Source organism: Klebsiella sp. WP3-W18-ESBL-02 (assembly GCF_014168815.1).
GTDB classification, from domain to species: Bacteria; Pseudomonadota; Gammaproteobacteria; order Enterobacterales; family Enterobacteriaceae; genus Kluyvera; species Kluyvera ascorbata_B.
This window is the reverse complement of record NZ_AP021972.1, coordinates 2,793,232-2,811,591: the sequence shown is the minus strand read 5'-3', so window position 1 is coordinate 2,811,591 and position 18,360 is coordinate 2,793,232. Positions and strand designations below refer to the sequence as shown.

Below are 18,360 nucleotides of genomic sequence, written 5' to 3'. Positions count from 1 at the left end.
AGGTTTAAAGTGTTAACGCGTGATTTCTTAATGAAGGCGGATTGTACGACGGCGTTTGGCGCCATTGAGGCGTCGCTGCTATGGTCAGCTGAACAGCGCGCGGCATCGCTGGCGGCAACGCTGGCCTGTCGGCCGGATAATGGCCCGGTATGGATATTTGGCTACGGTTCGCTGATGTGGAACCCGGCGCTCAACTACAGCGAGTCGGTTACCGGCACGCTGGTTGGCTGGCATCGGGCCTTCTGCCTGCGCCTGACGGCGGGGCGCGGCAGCGCGTGCCAGCCGGGCCGTATGCTGGCGCTGAAAGAAGGCGGGCGCACCACGGGCGTCGCCTATCGGTTGCCGGATGACGAAATTGAAAACGAGCTGTCGCTGCTGTGGAAACGCGAGATGATCACCGGCTGCTACCTGCCCACCTGGTGCAAACTGGCGCTCGACGATGGGCGTACGGTAAATGCGCTGGTGTTTATTATGGACCCGCGCCATCCGCTGTATGAATCCGACACCAGCGTGCAGGTCATTGCCCCGCTGATTGCGCGCGCAAGCGGCCCGCTTGGCACAAATGCGCAGTATCTTTTCTCGCTGGAACAGGAACTGCAAAAGCTGGGTATGCCGGACGATGGATTAAATGAACTGATTCATAAAGTGCGGCTGCTGGTGGGGGGCGTCAATCCGCCGGGGCTGGCTTAGTCGCAGGACCACCCCGGAAGCGTGCTTCCGGGGCAGGGCTCAGGCAGCGACGTAGCTGATAGAGTGCTCAAGAGACTGGCTATGACTGTCAATCAGTACGTTCCAGGTACCGCTGTAAGGCACGGTCAGGTATGCCTTTTCTTCGTTCTGTACGCTCAGAATATCGGCGCCGTGATTGCTGGCGCTCTTTTGGGTGCTCATTAAATGAATGTGGCAACGCTCAGAGCAACGCACCACCACCGTATCTCCGCCAAATAACGTCAAACTTGCCTTTACCATCACCAAATACCCCGCTGCCATGAGTCAATGCGCTCCCTGCGATGAAATCCTGCTTGTGATGTTGTTCACAATTCACTCATCGCATAACACCAAACCCTGTGCCTGCGGATGCTGATTTTGATCAAAAAATGCCGCAATGCTTCAACAAAAATGACAATGTTCCTGAATGCATTCAGCCTTCGCCACATTGCTGCGCAGAATGCAGCAGACGTAATACAAAATCCTTTAAAAACGGGGTAAATGGCGACGATATCAGAAGGTCAGCACTTTATCCGCGGCCAGCGTCCACTGCGCTAGCTCGACCAGCGTGCCAATCTCGACGCCGTCAATCAGCGGCAGGGCGGTGATGCCACGGCCGTCGGTGCAGGTTTTACACAGCTTCACCGGCACGTTTTGCGCAGTGAGGATCTCGAGCATTTGCTGAATGTTGTAGCCTTCCGCGGGTTTTTGCCCGCGCAGGCCTGCGGTGACGGCGTCAGACATCAAAAATAGCTGAAGATGCAGGTCTTCCTGCTGTTCGCGCAGGGCGATAGCAAGGCGCAGGCTGTTGAACAAAGATTCGCTGCCGTAGGCGGCACCGTTGGCGATAATGACGATACGTTGCATCTGAACTCCTTTTAGGCACAGTTATTGCTGGTTGTTGCTAAAGATAGGTAAATCCTCTACCGGGAGCGCATATGATAAATCATGAAGATGATACCCCCGACGCTATCGAGTGGTTTCGCTACGCGCGGCAGGTGCAGAAAGACCAGCTTCGGCAGCTGGCGCGGCAAGGGCAGTTGGTCAGCCAGATAAGCCACGTCGTGCATATGTTACAGTGTGAACGCGGGGCCTCCAACATCTGGTTATGTTCACAGGGGCGACTGTACGGCGCCGAGCGCCGGGCCAGCGCCGCGCTGGTGGATGAACAGCTGCGCCCGCTGCTGCGGTGCCTGTCGCCGCGCCATCTGCCATCAACCAGCGGCCTTTGCCAGCGCATCGCTCGTGCGGTCTGGTCGTTGGAACAGCTGCCCGCGCTGCGCGAAAATGTTGCCAGCCGGCAAATTGCCGCCGAGACGGCCACCGGCCAGTTCAGCCGCACCATTCGCCATTTACTCAACATTATTCCACAGCTGAACGACAGCATTGACGATCCGCAGCTCGCCGCGCGGCTGGTGGCGCTGTACAGCTTTATGCAGGGCAAAGAGCTGGTGGGGCAGGAGCGTGCGCTGGGGGCGCAGGGGTTTGCGCTGGGCTGTTTTAGCCAGGAGCTTCGCCAACGGCTGGTCGATCGTATTGACGGCCAGCAGCCCTGTTTTGACAGCTTTCTGTCGCTGGCGACGAGCCCGCTGAAGATGCTGTTTTACACCGAATGTCAGGCGGGGATAGCGATTGAACAGCTGCGGCGGATCGCCTGTACCCGCCAGCCCGGCGAGGATGATGGCGAAACGGCGCTGCGCTGGTTCCAGCTGCAAACTCAGCGGCTGGAGCAGATGCGCGGGCTGGAAGAGCTGCTGATTGGCGAGCTGATGACGGCCGTTGATGGCCTGCTGCTGGACGATAACGCCCCCGATCCACGGCAGGATGACGCCGTCAGCGACGGTATGTTGCTGCACCTGGACAGGCAGCTGCTGCCGCTGGTGCGCCAGCAGGCGCGCGAACTGGAGCAGCTTTCCAGCCAGCTGGCGTCGCTGAAGGATACGCTGGAAGAGCGGCGGCTGATTGATAAAGCCAAAGGCGTGCTGATGACCTACCGGCAGATGAACGAAGAGCAGGCCTGGCACTGCCTGCGCAAAATGGCGATGGAGAAGAATCAGCGCATGGTAGAGATCGCGCGCGCGCTGCTGGCGGTAAAGACGTTATGGCAGCAGGAGGCCCCCCCACCGTTGCACAATGAACGGGCATGAATGCTTTGCTGCGGTGCAAAAAAGGTGACGCAGACAACATTATTTGCCGCAACCCCATGTGTTTACGACCTGGCATCTGAATTGCATTAACTTAATAAATCATCGGTCACGAGCCAACGGCGGTTCGGAGACCACGAGGATAAAGGCGTCCTGCAATGCGAAGCATTGCCGGGCGCTTTTTTTTTGCATTCGGGAGCGAATATGGGCGAGACGTTTTCACTATCACGGCGGCGATTTATTCAGGCGGGCGCGGCGCTGGGCGGCGCGATGCTGCTGCCGGGCATCATGCAGGCAGCCTGGGCGGCCGGTTCCGATAAACCGGAACGGCAAACGGTCAAGGTGGGGTTTATCCCGCTCACCGACTGCGCGCCGTTGGCGATTGCGGCGTTAAAGGGATTCGATAAGAAGTACGGCATCACCCTCGTGCCAAGTAAAGAAGCCAGCTGGGCGGCAGTGCGCGACAAACTGGTTAACGGCGAGCTGGACGCGGCGCACGTGCTCTATGGCCTGCTGTATGGGCTGGAGCTGGGCGTGGCGGGTAAACCGCAGGCGATGGCTAACCTGATGACGCTGAACCGTAACGGCCAGGGGATCACCCTATCGACGGATTTGCATGCGCAGGGCGTGAGCGATCTCAGCGCGCTGAAGACGCTTATTGGCAACAGCGCGCCGGGCACCTACACCTTTGCGCATACCTTTCCGACCGGCACTCATGCGATGTGGCTCTACTACTGGCTGGCCAGCGGCGGCATTAATCCCTTCAGCGATATTCGTACCGTGGTGGTTCCGCCGCCGCAGATGGTGATGAACATGCGTATTGGCAACATGGTGGGTTTTTGCGTCGGCGAGCCGTGGAACGCCCGCGCCATCAACGATCGCATCGGCTTTACCGCCGCCACCAGCCAGGAAATCTGGCCGGAACACCCGGAAAAAGTCCTGGGCACGCGCCGTGAGTGGGTTGAACAGTACCCGAATACCAGTCGTGCGCTGGTGGCTCAACACCAAAGAACAGTACCTGACCGGCCGTATGCTCGGCGACTACGACAACGGTATCGGGCGTCGCTGGCACGATGCGCACCCGATTCGTTTTTTTGACCAGGGCGATGTTAGCTTCCCGTGGCTGTCGGACGGCATGTGGTTCCTGACCCAGTTCCGTCGCTGGGGTCTGCTGAAAAGCGATCCGGATTATCTGGCCGTTGCCCAGCGCATCAACCGCATCGACGTGTGGAAAGACGCCGCGCAGGCCGTGGGAGGGATCGCCGCACCAACGCAAACCTTACGCAGCAGCACACTGATTGACGGCACCGTCTGGAATGGGAGTGACCCCGCCGGATACGCCCGCCGTTTTGCCATTCAACGTTTGGGAGCATGAGATGAAGAGCAGAAACAAAACCGTTGAGAAGATGCCCGCGCCAGCGGGAGAAGTGATTACGCTGCCGCCGGTGCAGGTACGTCGACAGGCCCCCGTATGGGGTCGGCGGATTCGCGGTCTGGCTGAGCGCGCGATCCCGGCGCTGATGGGATTAGGCATGCTGGTGCTGCTCTGGCAACTGGCGGCAGTCAACAGCAAAGGTTTTCCGACCCCGCTAAGCACGCTCGACTCCGCGCTGACGCTGTTCGCCGATCCGTTCTACAACAATGGCCCTAACGATGTGGGCGTTGGCTGGAATGTGCTGGCGTCGCTCCAGCGTGTGGCCGTGGGGTTCGGTCTGGCGGCGCTGGTCGGGATCCCGCTGGGCTTCCTGATTGGCCGCTTTACCTTTTGTTCCCGCATGTTTACGCCGCTTATCGCACTGCTGCGCCCGGTCAGCCCGCTGGCGTGGCTGCCAATTGGCCTGCTGTTGTTCCAGAAGGCGGAGCCTGCCTCGAGCTGGACCATTTTTATCTGCTCTATCTGGCCGATGGTGATCAACACCGCTGAAGGGGTCAGACGCATTCCGCAGGACTACCTCAACGTTGCGCGGGTGCTACAGCTTTCTGAATGGACGGTCATGCGCAAAATCCTCTTCCCGGCGGTATTGCCCTCGGTACTGACCGGCGTTCGGCTGTCGATCGGTATCGCCTGGCTGGTGATTGTGGCGGCGGAAATGCTCACCGGTGGTCTGGGCATTGGTTTTTGGATCTGGAACGAGTGGAACAACCTCAACGTGGAAAACATCCTCATTGCGATCGTCATCATTGGCGTCGTCGGGCTGCTGCTGGAGCAGGGGCTGATGCTGATTGCGCGTCGTTTTAGCTGGCAAGAGAAATAAGGAGAATCGCATGAAACCATTAATTCAGGTCCAGGCCGTGAGCCAGCGTTTCCATACCGCCAGCGGCGAGTTTCTGGCTTTACAAAACGTCTCGTTTGATATTCACGAAGGGGAAACGGTGAGTCTGATAGGCCATTCTGGCTGTGGGAAATCCACGCTGCTCAACCTGATCGCCGGGATTACCCTGCCAAGCGAAGGCGGGCTGATTTGCGATAACCGGGAGATCGCGGGGCCGGGACCGGAGCGGGCGGTGGTGTTCCAGAACCATTCGCTGCTGCCGTGGCTGACCTGCTTTGATAACGTCGCGCTGGCGGTTGACCACGTTTTCCGCCGCAGCATGAGCCAGGCCGAGCGCCGGGAGTGGATTGAACACAACCTCGATCGTGTACAGATGGGTCATGCGATGCACAAACGGCCTGCGGAAATCTCCGGCGGCATGAAACAGCGCGTTGGCATTGCCCGTGCGCTGGCGATGAAACCTAAGGTGCTGCTGATGGATGAACCGTTCGGTGCGCTGGACGCGCTGACCCGCGCGCATTTGCAGGATTCGGTGATGCAGATCCAGCAGGCGCTGAATACCACCATCGTCTTGATAACCCACGACGTGGATGAAGCGGTGCTGCTCTCCGATCGCGTGCTGATGATGACCAACGGCCCGGCGGCCAGCGTGGGCGAAATACTGGAGGTTAATCTGCCGCGCCCGCGCAATCGGGTACAGCTGGCTGATGACGGGCGCTATCACCATCTGCGTCAGCAGATTCTGCATTTCCTCTACGAAAAACAGCCCAAAGCGGCGTAAGGGACGGGCGTATGCGGAAACTGGTGATGATCGGTAACGGTATGGCGGCAACCCGGCTGGCAGAGAAGCTGGTGACCGCTGCACCGGGGGCGTTTGCGATAACGATTATCGGCGATGAGCCGCACCCGGCCTACAGCCGTATTCTGCTTTCTCCGGTGCTGGGCGGAGAGAAAACGTTTCCGCAGACGCTGCTGCAGCCGGAGGGATGGTACGCCGGACACGGCATCACGCTGTGCACCGGGGAGACGGCGCTGGCGGTGGATATTGCGGCCCGTCGGGTCACCACCACTCAGCGCACGCTGATCTGGGACGAGCTGGTCTTCACCTGTGGCTCCCACGCTTTTATGCCGTCGTTGCCGGGCATCACGTTGCCGCATGTGTTTGCCTTCCGCACTCAGGCTGATGTTGATGCCATCCTGGCAAGTCCGGGGGCGACGGTGGTGATCGGCGGCGGGGTGCTGGGGGTGGAAGCGGCGGCCGCGCTGCGGCAATCCGGTGACAACGTCACGTTGGTGCAGCGCAGCGGTCGATTGATGGAGCAGCAGCTCGATGAGCAGGCCAGCAAACTGCTGGTACAGCGCCTGGCGGCGCGCGGCATCCGCTGCGAACTGAATGCCGGAATTGCGGCCATCACCCCTCAGGCCGTCATGCTTGATGACGGCCGCAACATTCCTGCACAGCGGGTGGTGATGGCGACCGGCGTGCGGCCAAATATCGCGCTGGCGCAGGCCGCAGGGTTGCTGTGTCAGCGCGGCATTGTGGTTGATCGCCAGCTGGCGACGTCGGTCCCCGGCGTTAGCGCCATCGGCGAATGCTGCGAAATTGATGGCCAGACTTTTGGCCTGGTCGCGCCCTGTATGCAGCAAGCGGATGTGCTGGCGGCGCGGCTGTGCGGCGCGCCCGGCAAGGATTTTCACTGGCAGGATGCGGGAACGCGCCTCAAGGTCAGCGGTATCGATCTGTTCAGCGCCGGGCAGGTTGAGGCTCGCGATGAGGATGAACAGTGGTCATCGTTCGACCCGCAGACCGGCCATTATCGTCGCCTGCTGGTGCGCGATGAACGCCTGATAGGCGTTCTGCTGCTGGGCGACTGCGCCCGTGCGGCGACCTTTACCGATTTATTGCACGCTACGCAGCCTGCGCAAGCGGGTTGGATCTTCGACCAATTCACGACGCAGCCGCGGGCTGCAGGAACGCAAACAATGACTAAATCAACCTTAGCGGTGGTCGGAAACGGCATGGTCGGCCACCATTTTCTTGAGCAGTGCGTCAGCCGTAATCTGCATCGGCAGTACCAGATCGTGGTCTTTGGCGAGGAGCGTTATGCCGCCTATGACCGCGTCCATCTGTCAGAATATTTCGCCGGACGCAGCGCCGACTCGCTGTCGTTGGTTGAGGGCGACTTTTTCGCCGAACACGGCATTGAGCTGCGCTTGTCGCAGCGCGTGGCGGCGATTGATGGCGATGCCCGGCTGATTCGCGATGCCGACGGTCACGAGCTGCACTGGGATAAGCTGGTGCTGGCGACCGGATCTTACCCGTTCGTGCCGCCGATCCCCGGCAGCACGCTGCCCGGCTGTTTTGTTTACCGCACACTCGACGATCTGGATGCCATTGCCGCCCGCGCAAAAACGGCGACCCGTGGCGTGGTGATCGGCGGCGGCTTACTGGGGCTGGAGGCGGCGAATGCGCTGCGTCAGCTGGGGCTGGAGACGCACGTGGTGGAGTTTGCGCCAAATCTGATGGCGGTACAGCTGGATAACGGCGGCGCGGCGATGCTGCGTGAAAAAATCACGGCGTTGGGCGTGAATGTACACACCAGTAAGGCGACAACCTGCATTGAAGAGACGGAGCAGGGGCTGACGCTGCGTTTTGCCGACGGCGAGAGCCTGAGCGGCGATCTGGTGGTGTTCTCGGCCGGGATCCGCCCACAGGATAACCTGGCGCGTGCCAGCGGGCTGTGCATGGGTGAACGCGGCGGCATCGTGATTGATAATCAGTGTCGTACCTCCTGTGAGGATATCTACGCTGTCGGTGAATGCGCGCTGTGGGACAGCAAAATCTATGGCCTGGTGGCGCCGGGCTACCAGATGGCACGCGTCACGGCCGCGACCCTGGCCGGTGAACCGGCCGCGTTTACCGGTGCTGACATGAGCACCAAGCTGAAGCTGCTGGGTGTTGACGTGGCCTCGTTTGGTGATGCCCAAGGGCGCACTCCCGGTAGTCAGAGCTATCAATGGATCCACGGGCCGCAGCAGATCTACAAAAAGATCGTGGTCAGCGCCGACGGTACACGACTGCTCGGCGGCGTGCTGGTGGGCGACGCCAGCGACTACGCCACGTTATTACAGATGATGCTTAACGACATGGCGCTGCCGTCGCAGCCGGAATGGCTGATTCTACCCGCGCTGGAGGGCAGTGCGCCTAAAGCGCTGGGGGTGGCGGCGCTGCCTGATTCGGCGCAGATCTGCTCATGCCATAACGTCAGCAAAGGGGATATTTGTCAGGCGGTCAGCGATGGCGCAACCAGCGTGGGGGCGATTAAGCAATGCACCAAGGCGGCGACCGGCTGCGGTGGCTGTAGCGCGCTGGTAAAACAGGTGATGGAATATCAGCTGGCGCAGCAGGGGGTGGAGGTGAAGAAAGACATCTGCGAACATTTCCCGTATTCGCGGCAGGAAATCTATCATCTGGTGCGCGTCAACCGTATTCATACCTTTGATCAGCTGATTGCCCGCTATGGACATGGCGATGGCTGCGAAATTTGTAAACCGCTGGTTGGCTCGGTGCTGGCCTCCTGCTGGAATGAATATCTGCTGAAACCGGCGCATCTGCCGCTACAGGACACTAACGACCGCTATTTTGCCAACATTCAAAAAGACGGTTCCTACTCGATTGTCCCACGAATGCCCGCCGGGGAAGTCACGCCGGACGGGCTGATCGCCATTGGGCAGATCGCCAAGCGCTATGCGCTGTACAGTAAAATTACCGGCGGGCAGCGTATCGATCTGTTCGGCGCGCGATTAGAACAGCTACCGGAAATCTGGCGTGCGCTGCTGGAGGCCGGCTTTGAGACCGGACACGCCTATGGAAAATCGCTGCGTACGGTGAAATCCTGCGTCGGCTCGACCTGGTGTCGCTACGGTGTGCAGGACTCCACCGGGCTGGCGGTGACGCTTGAGCATCGGTACAAGGGGTTACGCGCGCCGCACAAAATTAAGATGGCGGTGTCCGGCTGCACGCGGGAGTGCGCCGAGGCGCAGGGCAAAGACGTCGGCGTGATTGCGACGGACAAGGGCTGGAATCTTTATCTTTGCGGCAACGGCGGTATGAAGCCGCGCCATGCGGATCTGTTCGCCAGCGATCTGGATGATGCCACGCTGCTACGCACCATCGATCGTTTCCTGATGTTCTATATTCGCACCGCCGATCGTCTTCAGCGCACCAGCACCTGGATGGATAACCTGGAAGGCGGCATCGACTATCTGCGTAGCGTGATCATGGACGACTCGCTGGGCATCGGCGACGAGCTGGAGCAGGAAATGGCGCGGGTGATTGAGAGCTACCAGTGCGAATGGCAAACCACCCTCAACGATCCGCAGAGACTGGCGCTGTTCCGTTCCTTCGTCAACAGCGAAACGCCGGACGAAGCGATGCAGCGACAGCCGGTGCGCGGGCAGCCGCAACGGGCTGTCATCGCTGCACCGCTCGCGCTGGAGGTCAGCCGTAAGCCCTGGCAGGCTATCTGCTCGCTGGAGGATATTCCGCCGCAGGCCGGTATTGGCGCGCGTCTGGGCGAGCTGCAGATAGCGCTGTTCCGGCTTAACGATAAGGTCTATGCGCTGGATAATCTGGAGCCGGGCAGCCAGGCTAACGTGCTGTCACGCGGGCTGCTGGGCGACGCCAGCGGTGAACCGATTGTCATTTCACCGCTGTATAAGCAGCGCATTCGTCTGCGCGACGGGCGACAGTGCGACAGCGGCGAGCAGGTCGTGCGGGCCTGGCCGGTGAAGATTGAACAGGGGCAGGTATGGGTTGGCAACCAGGCGCTGGTACTGCGCGCGGAGGCGTCATGAGGGAAACGAAAACCACCTGTCCCTACTGTGGCGTTGGCTGCGGGGTTGTCGCGCGCGTTGAGGGCAGCGTCGTCAGCGTGGAGGGCGATGCGACTCATCCGGCCAACGCGGGGCGTCTGTGCGTCAAGGGGGCATCGCTGGCGCAAACTATCGGCCTGGAAGGGCGATTGCTGTACCCGCAGCTTGATGGTCAGGCGGTGAGCTGGCCGCAAGCCCTGACCGCGGCCGGCGAACGGCTGCGGGCGATCATCGATGCGTACGGCCCGCAGGCGGTGGCTTTTTATGCGTCAGGCCAGCTGCTGACCGAGGATTATTACGCGGCCAACAAGCTGATGAAAGGGTTCATCGGTGCGGGCAACATTGATACCAACTCACGGCTGTGTATGTCGTCGGCGGTGACGGGCTATAAGCGCGCGTTCGGTGCGGATGTGGTGCCGTGCAGCTATGAAGACGTGGAGCGTAGCGACCTGGTTATTCTGGTGGGCTCCAACGCTGCCTGGGCCCATCCGGTGCTGTATCAGCGGTTGGTTCAGGCAAAACAGCGGCGTCCGCAGATGAAAGTGGTGGTTATCGATCCCAGACGCACGGCTACCTGCGATATTGCCGATTGCCACCTGGCGATTTCACCGGGCACCGACGGTGGGCTGTTTGTCGGCCTGCTGCGGGCGCTGGCGCAAGCGGGCGTGGCCCGAATGGACTACGCCGACGCTAGCGCTGCGCTGACGGCGGCAGAGGGGTGGACGGTGGCTCGCGTCGCCGCATTTTGTGGCCTGAGTGAGGGCGAGGTGCAGGCGTTCTATGCCCAATTTATCGCGGCGCCGCGTGCCATTACGCTCTACACCATGGGCATCAACCAATCCTCCAGCGGCAGCGATAAATGCAACGCCATCATTAATGTCCATCTGGCGAGCGGTCAATTCGGCCGCGAAGGCTGTGGGCCATTTTCGCTGACCGGACAGCCTAATGCTATGGGGGGGCGCGAGGTGGGCGGTCTGGCGACGATGCTGGCGGCGCACATGAATTTTGAGCCGGCGGATCTGGCCCGTGTAGCACGGTTCTGGGGCACTGAGCGGCTGGCGCAGACGCCGGGACTGATGGCGGTTGACCTGTTCACTGCTATTGGGCGCGGTGATGTCAAAGCGGTATGGATCATGGGGACCAACCCGGCAGTATCTTTGCCTGACAGCCACGCGGTGAGTCAGGCGCTGGCGGCCTGCCCGCTGGTGATTGTCTCTGAGGTCGCTGCGGAAACGGACACGTCGCACTATGCCGATATTCGTTTCCCGGCGCTGGCCTGGGGGGAGAAAAATGGCACCGTGACGAACTCCGAACGGCGCATTTCCCGTCAGCGCCCGTTTTTACCGCCGCCGGGCGAGGCGCGTGCCGACTGGTGGATAATCGCTCAGGTGGCCGGCAAACTCGGCTTTGCCGAGGCATTCGGCTGGCAGCATCCGCATGAGGTGTTCAGCGAACATGCGGCGCTTTCCGGGTTTGAGAACCACGGCCAGCGGGCGTTCGATATCAGTGGGCTTGCGAGCCTTACCCGTGCGCAGTGGGATGCGCTGGCGCCGGTGCGTTGGCCGGTTAGCCGTGGTGAAGGCAAATGGGATCTTCATCGCGGCTGGCGTACGGATGGCCGTCTGCGAATGGTGCCGGTAACCCCGCAAACCATGCAGGCGCGCAGCGAGCCGCTGTATCCGCTGATTCTCAACAGCGGGCGCGTACGCGATCAGTGGCACACCATGACCCGAACCGGCAGCGTACCGCTGCTGATGCAGCATATCGCGCAGCCGATGGTGGAAATTTCGCCACAGGATGCCGCCCACTATACGATACAGCACGGCGGCCTGGCGCGGATCAGCTCACCGCGCGGCGTGATGGTGGCTCGCGTCGCGGTAAGCGATACGCAGCGTCCGGGCTCGCTGTTTACGCCGATGCACTGGAATGACGGCTTCGCGCGTCAGGGTAAAGTCAACAATCTGGTTGCCCCCACGGTCGATCCGCATTCCGGGCAGCCGGAAAGCAAGCAAACGGCGGTGCGTATTGCGCCGTGGCAGCCGCTGTGGCAAGGGGAATTGTTGAGCCGCGCGCCGGTAATGCTACCGCGCCATCTGCACTGGTGGCGTAAAGCCGCACCGGGGTTGCATCATCTGACGCTGTGCGGCGAGCGCCTGATTCAGAGCGCGCTGCTCGCCTGGTGTCAACGGCAAGGTTGGCAGATTCAGGTCGCAAGCCTGGGGGATACCTGGCATCTGCTGGCCTGGCATGACGGGCGGCTGATGCTGGGATTCTGGAGCAGCCGCACGCTGCCGGACGTTGACGTCTCGCTGATTTTACGCGCTTTCGACGAAGCGCCGCAGGCGCTTGCCGAACGTCATGCGCTGCTCGGCGGGCGCGATCTGGCGCGGCCGGCGGTGGGGAAAATTGTGTGCAGCTGTTTCAGCGTGGGTGAAAAAACCATCGTCGATGCCATTGAAAGGCAGGGATGCGCCACAACGGAGGCTTTGGGGGAACGGTTGAAATGCGGGACCAACTGCGGTTCGTGTCTGCCGGAGCTAAAGGCGCTGCTGGCCTGCGCCGAACGCAGGGCGGCGATTTTATAGCCTTTCAGTCTATTCCTGGAATGCGCCGCAGAAGCTGAACAATGCGCGTAAAGGGAATAGACTTAAGGCGTTAGGGTCGGCGATTTCCGACCTTTGATTTACGCTGGCTATGAGGTTGTGGATTTGTCTTTGCGTTTTTACTCGTCATTTCTGGTGCTGCTGATATTAACCAGCGGCAGCGCGCGGGCACGGCAAACGTTTATTGAAGAGGCCGAACACCCTTTCGATAATCTACCGGATCTGGGTATCGCGCCGGAAACACACGATGGCGAAAAACAGTTTGCCGAAATGGTAAAGTCGTTTGGCGAAGCCAGCATGACCGACAACGGCCTTGATACCGGCGAGCAGGCGCGGCTTTTTGCCCTCACGCAGATCCAGGAAAAGGTCAACGGCGAAGTGAACGAACAGTTGGGCAGTTGGCTGTCGCCGTGGGGGAACACCGACTTCCAGATGCTGGTGGATGAAAAGGGCAAACTGACCGGCAGCCACGGCAGCTGGTTTATTCCGCTTGAGGACAATACGCGCTACCTCACCTGGAGCCAGCTTGGACTCAGCCAGCAGGATGAAGGGCTGGTGGGCAATCTCGGCGTGGGGCAGCGTTGGGTCGCGGGGCACTGGCTGCTGGGCTATAACACCTTTTATGACAGCCTGCTGGACGCCAGCCTCGATCGCGGCGGCGTCGGCGCGGAGGCGTGGGGCGAGAACCTGCGCTTCTCAGCCAACTATTATCATCCTCTTCATGATTGGTATCGTGGCGGTACGACGTTGCAGCAGCGGATGGCGCGCGGTTACGATGTGACCGCACAGGCCTGGATACCGGCCTATAACCACATCAATACCAGCCTCAGCGTTGAACAATACTTTGGTGATAACGTTGATCTGTTTCGCAGCGGTACCGGCTACCACAATCCGGTCGCCGTTTCCCTGGGGCTCAATTACACGCCCGTTCCGCTGCTTACCTTCAGCGCCCAGCACAAACAGGGCGAAAGCGGGGTTAATCAGAACAACCTTGGCATGAAGGTGAACTACCGCTTCGGCGTGCCGTTAAAAAAACAGCTGGCAGCCGACGAGGTTGCGCAGCGGCGTACGCTACGCGGCAGCCGCTACGATGCGCCGGAGCGCAATAATCTACCGGTCATGGAGTTTCGTCAGCGTAAGAGCCTGACGGTGTATCTGGCGACGCCGCCGTGGAACCTCACCGATGATGAAACGGTTGAGCTTAAGCTGCAGGTGCGCGATCGGTATGGCGTGAAGTCGCTGACCTGGCAGGGGGATACCACGGCGCTCAGCCTGACGCCACCTGCGGCTAATAACAGCACCGAGGGCTGGAGCATCATCATGCCGGCGTGGGATTATACGGAAGGCGCCAGCAACACCTGGCATTTATCGGTGGTGGTGGAGGATAACAAAGGCCAGCGGGTGACCTCGAATGAGATCACGCTGGCGTTGACCGAACCGGTGGCCAGCGTTTCGCCGACCGAGAACGGTTGGTCGAACGTTGCACCTTAATTGTGCGTGACAGCGGCTGCCACGACAATTAAGCGGCGGTGGCTCAGAAAATACGTTCCTGATGCACCCAAACGGCAGCTTCCACGCGGGATTTCAGCTTCATCTTTTTCAGCATATGCTTCACGTGCACTTTCACCGTGCTTTCGGTGATGTCCAGACGGCGGGCAATCATCTTGTTCGGCAGTCCTTGGGCAATCAGCTTGAGGATATCGCGTTCGCGTGGGGTCAACTGGTTGATGTCGCGATCCGACGTTGCGCGGTTAGCGCGCAGGCTGGCGGCCAGCACCGGCGTTAATGCTTCACTCAGCACCATTTCACCGGCGGCGGCCTGTTGCAGCGCCTTCAGCAGATCTTCGGGTTCCATATCTTTCAGCAGGTAGCCGTCGGCGCCGCGTTTGAGGGCGGTGACAACGTCTTCTTCATGATTCGATACGCTGAACACGACAACGCGCCCGGAGAGCGACTTTTCACGCAGCTTGTCGAGCGTTTCCAGACCGTTCATGCCGGGCATATTGAGATCGAGCAAAATCAGATCCGGATCGAGCGTTTCCGCCAGTTCAATACCTTGCTCGCCGTTGCTGGCTTCCCCGACGACCTGGATATCCGAGGCCATACTGACCAGCTGTTTAACGCCGGTACGCAGCATGGGATGGTCGTCAATGAGCAGGATGGTAGCCCGTTCCTGATTAGTCATGGATTTCTCCTTGGAGGGTTGAAAGCGATTTTTCGGGGATAAACGTGACCACGACTTCAGTGCCGCCGCTTTCACGACGGCGAACCTGGCAATCGCCGCGCAGGCTTTGTGCGCGATCACGCATAATAATAAGACCGTAGTGGTTGCTGCGCTCGGCGTGCATCGGCACGCCGCAGCCGTTATCCGCCACCACCAGTTTGACCTGATTGGCCTGCTGGGTGACCGTTACCTTCACTTCGCTGGCCTGCGCGTGTTTTAGCGCGTTGCTGAGCGCCTCGCGGGCAATTTGCAGGACGTGGATCGCCTGGTGTGACGGCACGTGGCGCGGCGGCAGCTGGTAATCCAGCTGGACCGGGAAGCCGAAGTGATTACTGTATTCCTGACAGCTGGCTTCCAGCGCCGGACGCAGGCCCGATTCGGTCAGCTTCAGACGGAAGGTGGTTAACAGCTCGCGCAGCTGCGCCCAGGAGGTGTTCAGCTCGTTACGCACCTGGCCGAGCAGCTCGCGGCTCTCTGCCGAGGCGTTTTCGTTTTGCATCATTTGCAGACAGCTGATCTGCATTTTCATGCAAGAGAGCGACTGGGCAATAGAGTCATGCAGCTCACGGGCAATGGTCGCCCGCTCTTCCATCACGATCAGCTGCTGCTGGCGTTCGAGCTGTTTATCCAATGCCAGCGTCGACGTTAGCTGTTCGAGCAGCGTGTCGACTAACTGCTGCTGATCGTGGCTCAGTTCACGCCCGTGTGGCAACGTGGCGAGCAGGATCCCGTACTGGTTGCGAGGGTCGGTGAGCCGCCATTTCAGCGTGACGCCGTCCGGCGCGGAGGCTTCTTCATCGCGCGGGCACAAATAACAGCCCCGGTCGTCGCATTCACGGCCGGAATGACAGCTGAATTCCTGATGGTTTTCCTCATCTTCGGTGTCGTAAACCCGCACTTCAATTTCCCGCAGCGGGGTGAGCGCCTGAAGGCCGTTCAACACTGGCGAAATGCGTTCACATAGCGGCGCGCTGGCGTGCAGGCGGCGGTTGGCCTGCCACAGGAAGGAGAGGATGGCGTTTTTCTGCTCCAGCCCGGCGGTTTTTTCCTGAACGCGCCGCTCCAGCGAGGCGTAGCTTTCGGCGAGCTCGGCGGACATATTGTTCAGCGCCATACCGAGGGTTGCCATCTCATTGCGCCCGCTGATTTGCGCGCGGTAGGTAAAATCACGATGGCTGATGGCTTCAGCCATACGCAGCAGCTGACGCCACGGATGCAGCAGCCGAGTACGCAGCCAGAAGACGGTAAAGATAAACAGCAGCGCCATGAAGAAGGCCATCAGGCGGTGCATCCATACCACGTGGGTAATACGTTCTTCCGTGGTGTGGTCAAAGACGGTCACCAGCTGATTGATACGACTCACGAAACCGGTCACGTCGTTCAGCACCTCATCCTGGCTGCGGGCGTTACGAATGTCCGGCGCCAGATGGCCCAGCCAGTATTGCTGTAACGACTTCAGCTGCGGCACCTGGCCGTCGCGCTCGGCTGCCAGCTGCAGCTCGGGGCTGAAGACGGTGCGCTGCATTTCATCAAATAACGTCTGGTCGCTCGGTTTTACCGGGATGGCCGCCAGCAGGCGATAGCTTTGCATACGCAGCGAACCGGCCTGGTTAATGGCGTGTGCGCTGCCCTGGACACCGTTGACCAGGCGGGCAGAAATCATCATGCTTGCCACCCCGATAAGGGTTGATAGCAGGACGATGAGGGCCAGTTGATTCACCAGCGTGAGTGGTGTAAAAAAACGTTTAAACATTGTGCGATGCGGCTCCTGGCGGAAGACTCTCCGGCGAGTGGCGTTATTTTCGGCTATCGCCTGGAGTATACCCATACCCCTAAAGGGTTACCCCTTTATTTCCATAATAGTAAAGCGCGGGTACGCGGAGGGGTAGCGACGTAACAGCCACGTGATAAAACAGGTTTTTTTGGGCATAAAAGCCTACTCCCTAAGGATGAAGCTGTTTTTTTGCGCATTCTACAGCCAACTTTTCCTTTGATTTATATCAACTTACCTCACGGTGTAAACCCTAATGTGGCGGGGGTTAATATTAATAATCAGAGGTGTCTATGAGTCACTCCACTGCCCCCGAAAGGGCAACCGGCGCTGTCATTACCGACTGGCGTCCGGAAGATCCGGCGTTCTGGCAAGAGCGCGGCCATCGCGTCGCAAGCCGGAACCTGTGGATTTCAGTACCGTGCTTGCTGCTGGCGTTCTGCGTTTGGATGCTGTTCAGCGCCGTCGCGGTGAATTTACCGAAAGTGGGCTTCCAGTTTACCACTGACCAGTTGTTCATGCTGACGGCGCTGCCGTCGGTGTCCGGGGCGCTGCTGCGTGTTCCTTACTCCTTTATGGTGCCGATGTTCGGCGGCCGCCGCTGGACGGCATTCAGTACCGGAATCTTGATCATTCCTTGCGTATGGCTGGGCTTTGCGGTTCAGGATACGTCTACGCCATTTAGCACCTTTATTATTATCTCACTGCTGTGTGGTTTTGCGGGCGCTAACTTCGCTTCCAGCATGGCGAACATCAGCTTCTTCTTCCCGAAACAAAAGCAGGGCGGGGCGCTGGGCCTGAACGGCGGTTTGGGGAATATGGGCGTGAGCGTGATGCAGCTGGTGGCTCCACTGGCGATCTCGCTGTCCATCTTTGCCGCTTTCGGTAGTCATGGCGTACAGCAGCCGGACGGCTCCGAGCTGTTCCTGGCAAACGCCGCGTGGATTTGGGTGCCGTTCCTGGCCATCTTCACCGTCGCGGCCTGGTTCGGGATGAACGAACTGGCGACGTCTAAGGCATCGCTGAAAGAGCAGCTGCCGGTGCTGAAACGCGGCCACCTGTGGATCATGAGCCTGCTGTATCTGGCGACCTTCGGTTCGTTTATCGGGTTCTCGGCGGGCTTTGCGATGCTGTCAAAAACCCAGTTCCCGGAAATTCAGATCCTGCATTACGCCTTCTTCGGCCCGTTTATTGGCGCACTGGCGCGTTCAGCGGGCGGGGCGATCTCTGACCGCCTGGGCGGCACGCGCGTGACGTTGATCAACTTCATTATGATGGCGGTATTCAGCGCGCTGTTGTTCATGACGCTGCCGAGCAACGGTGAAGGCGGTAACTTTATCGCGTTCTACGGCGTGTTCCTGGCGCTGTTCCTGACGGCCGGTCTGGGCAGTGGTTCTACCTTCCAGATGATTTCGGTTATTTTCCGTAAGCTGACGATGGATCGCGTGAAAGCCGAAGGCGGTTCTGAAGAGAAAGCGATGCGTGAAGCGGCGACCGATACGGCGGCAGCGTTGGGCTTTATTTCCGCCATTGGTGCGATCGGCGGGTTCTTTATTCCGAAAGCCTTCGGGACCTCGCTGGAATTAACCGGCTCACCGGCTGGCGCGATGAAAGTATTCCTCGTGTTCTATATTGTCTGCGTGATCGTCATCTGGGCAGTATACGGTCGTAAAGCAAAATAATAACCGCGACGGTTATTTGTGAAATAAAAGCGCGAGGGTTCGCGCTTTTATTTTATTCCCTCTTAGTTACAACATACTAA

At 59.7% G+C, this 18,360-nt stretch carries 12 protein-coding genes and 1 pseudogene; 9 read left to right on the top strand and 4 right to left on the bottom strand.

Features of this window, described 5'->3' with window-relative positions; all coding sequences use genetic code 11:
- Window positions 1-9: 9 nt before the first annotated feature.
- Window positions 10-690 carry a gamma-glutamylcyclotransferase gene (locus tag H7R56_RS13475; protein ID WP_106928883.1) on the top strand — a complete coding sequence of 227 codons (681 nt, stop codon included), beginning with the start codon at window positions 10-12 and terminating at the stop codon, window positions 688-690.
- 39 nt (window positions 691-729) lie between these two features.
- Here the strand turns inward: H7R56_RS13475 and H7R56_RS13470 are convergent, their stop codons facing one another.
- Window positions 730-975, bottom strand: coding sequence for a DUF1883 domain-containing protein (locus tag H7R56_RS13470; RefSeq protein WP_064544976.1), 246 nt, complete (start codon window positions 973-975; stop codon window positions 730-732).
- A 246-nt stretch (window positions 976-1,221) separates the two neighbouring features.
- The gene (locus H7R56_RS13465) at window positions 1,222-1,575 is read right to left on the bottom strand and encodes a DsrE/DsrF/TusD sulfur relay family protein (protein WP_106928881.1); all 354 of its coding nucleotides are present in this window, start codon (window positions 1,573-1,575) and stop codon (window positions 1,222-1,224) included.
- Window positions 1,576-1,646: 71 nt separating this feature from the next.
- On the opposite strand from H7R56_RS13465, the gene nasR reads away from it, so the two are divergent.
- The 7 genes and pseudogenes from nasR (at window position 1,647) to H7R56_RS13430 (ending at window position 14,094) form a co-directional block, all read left to right on the top strand.
- Entirely contained in the window at window positions 1,647-2,855 is a 1,209-nt protein-coding gene (gene nasR, locus H7R56_RS13460; RefSeq protein ID WP_106928880.1) for a nitrate regulatory protein NasR, read from the top strand.
- 201 nt (window positions 2,856-3,056) lie between these two features.
- Window positions 3,057-4,227: pseudogene (locus H7R56_RS13455) on the top strand (CmpA/NrtA family ABC transporter substrate-binding protein).
- Window position 4,228: 1 nt separating this feature from the next.
- Entirely contained in the window at window positions 4,229-5,107 is an 879-nt protein-coding gene (gene ntrB / locus H7R56_RS13450) for a nitrate ABC transporter permease (protein WP_106928878.1), read from the top strand.
- Between the two features lie 10 nt (window positions 5,108-5,117).
- Window positions 5,118-5,906, top strand: a complete 789-nt coding sequence (locus H7R56_RS13445) for an ABC transporter ATP-binding protein (RefSeq protein ID WP_106928876.1) — start codon at window positions 5,118-5,120, stop codon at window positions 5,904-5,906.
- An 11-nt stretch (window positions 5,907-5,917) separates the two neighbouring features.
- Window positions 5,918-9,982 carry a nitrite reductase large subunit NirB gene (gene nirB / locus H7R56_RS13440; RefSeq protein WP_106928874.1) on the top strand — a complete coding sequence of 1,355 codons (4,065 nt, stop codon included), beginning with the start codon at window positions 5,918-5,920 and terminating at the stop codon, window positions 9,980-9,982.
- Entirely contained in the window at window positions 9,979-12,585 is a 2,607-nt protein-coding gene (locus tag H7R56_RS13435; RefSeq protein WP_106928872.1) for a nitrate reductase, read from the top strand. Before nirB ends, H7R56_RS13435 begins: the two co-directional genes overlap by 4 nt.
- Before the next feature lie 117 nt (window positions 12,586-12,702).
- Entirely contained in the window at window positions 12,703-14,094 is a 1,392-nt protein-coding gene (locus H7R56_RS13430; protein ID WP_182928278.1) for a YchO/YchP family invasin, read from the top strand.
- A 43-nt stretch (window positions 14,095-14,137) separates the two neighbouring features.
- Here the strand turns inward: H7R56_RS13430 and narL are convergent, their stop codons facing one another.
- Both narL and narX read right to left on the bottom strand, forming a co-directional pair.
- Entirely contained in the window at window positions 14,138-14,788 is a 651-nt protein-coding gene (gene narL / locus H7R56_RS13425; protein WP_182928277.1) for a two-component system response regulator NarL, read from the bottom strand.
- Window positions 14,781-16,580 (bottom strand): nitrate/nitrite two-component system sensor histidine kinase NarX, encoded by a 1,800-nt coding sequence (gene narX / locus H7R56_RS13420; protein WP_106928868.1) that lies wholly within the window; start codon window positions 16,578-16,580, stop codon window positions 14,781-14,783. The genes narL and narX overlap by 8 nt, the downstream gene beginning before the upstream one ends.
- Before the next feature lie 311 nt (window positions 16,581-16,891).
- Between narX and H7R56_RS13415 the strand changes: the two genes are divergently transcribed.
- Entirely contained in the window at window positions 16,892-18,280 is a 1,389-nt protein-coding gene (locus H7R56_RS13415) for a NarK family nitrate/nitrite MFS transporter (RefSeq protein WP_182928276.1), read from the top strand.
- Window positions 18,281-18,360: the final 80 nt, after the last annotated feature.

Bases quoted from the DNA above. Each gene is read 5' to 3' on its own strand.
- H7R56_RS13465 (WP_106928881.1), bottom strand. From the start codon at position 1,575: ATGCAACGTATCGTCATTATCGCCAACGGTGCCGCCTACGGCAGCGAA.
- nasR (WP_106928880.1), top strand. From the start codon at position 1,647: ATGATAAATCATGAAGATGATACCCCCGACGCTATCGAGTGGTTTCGC.
- ntrB (WP_106928878.1), top strand. From the start codon at position 4,229: ATGAAGAGCAGAAACAAAACCGTTGAGAAGATGCCCGCGCCAGCGGGA.
- H7R56_RS13445 (WP_106928876.1), top strand. From the start codon at position 5,118: ATGAAACCATTAATTCAGGTCCAGGCCGTGAGCCAGCGTTTCCATACC.
- nirB (WP_106928874.1), top strand. From the start codon at position 5,918: ATGCGGAAACTGGTGATGATCGGTAACGGTATGGCGGCAACCCGGCTG.
- H7R56_RS13435 (WP_106928872.1), top strand. From the start codon at position 9,979: ATGAGGGAAACGAAAACCACCTGTCCCTACTGTGGCGTTGGCTGCGGG.
- narL (WP_182928277.1), bottom strand. From the start codon at position 14,788: ATGACTAATCAGGAACGGGCTACCATCCTGCTCATTGACGACCATCCC.
- narX (WP_106928868.1), bottom strand. From the start codon at position 16,580: ATGTTTAAACGTTTTTTTACACCACTCACGCTGGTGAATCAACTGGCC.
- H7R56_RS13415 (WP_182928276.1), top strand. From the start codon at position 16,892: ATGAGTCACTCCACTGCCCCCGAAAGGGCAACCGGCGCTGTCATTACC.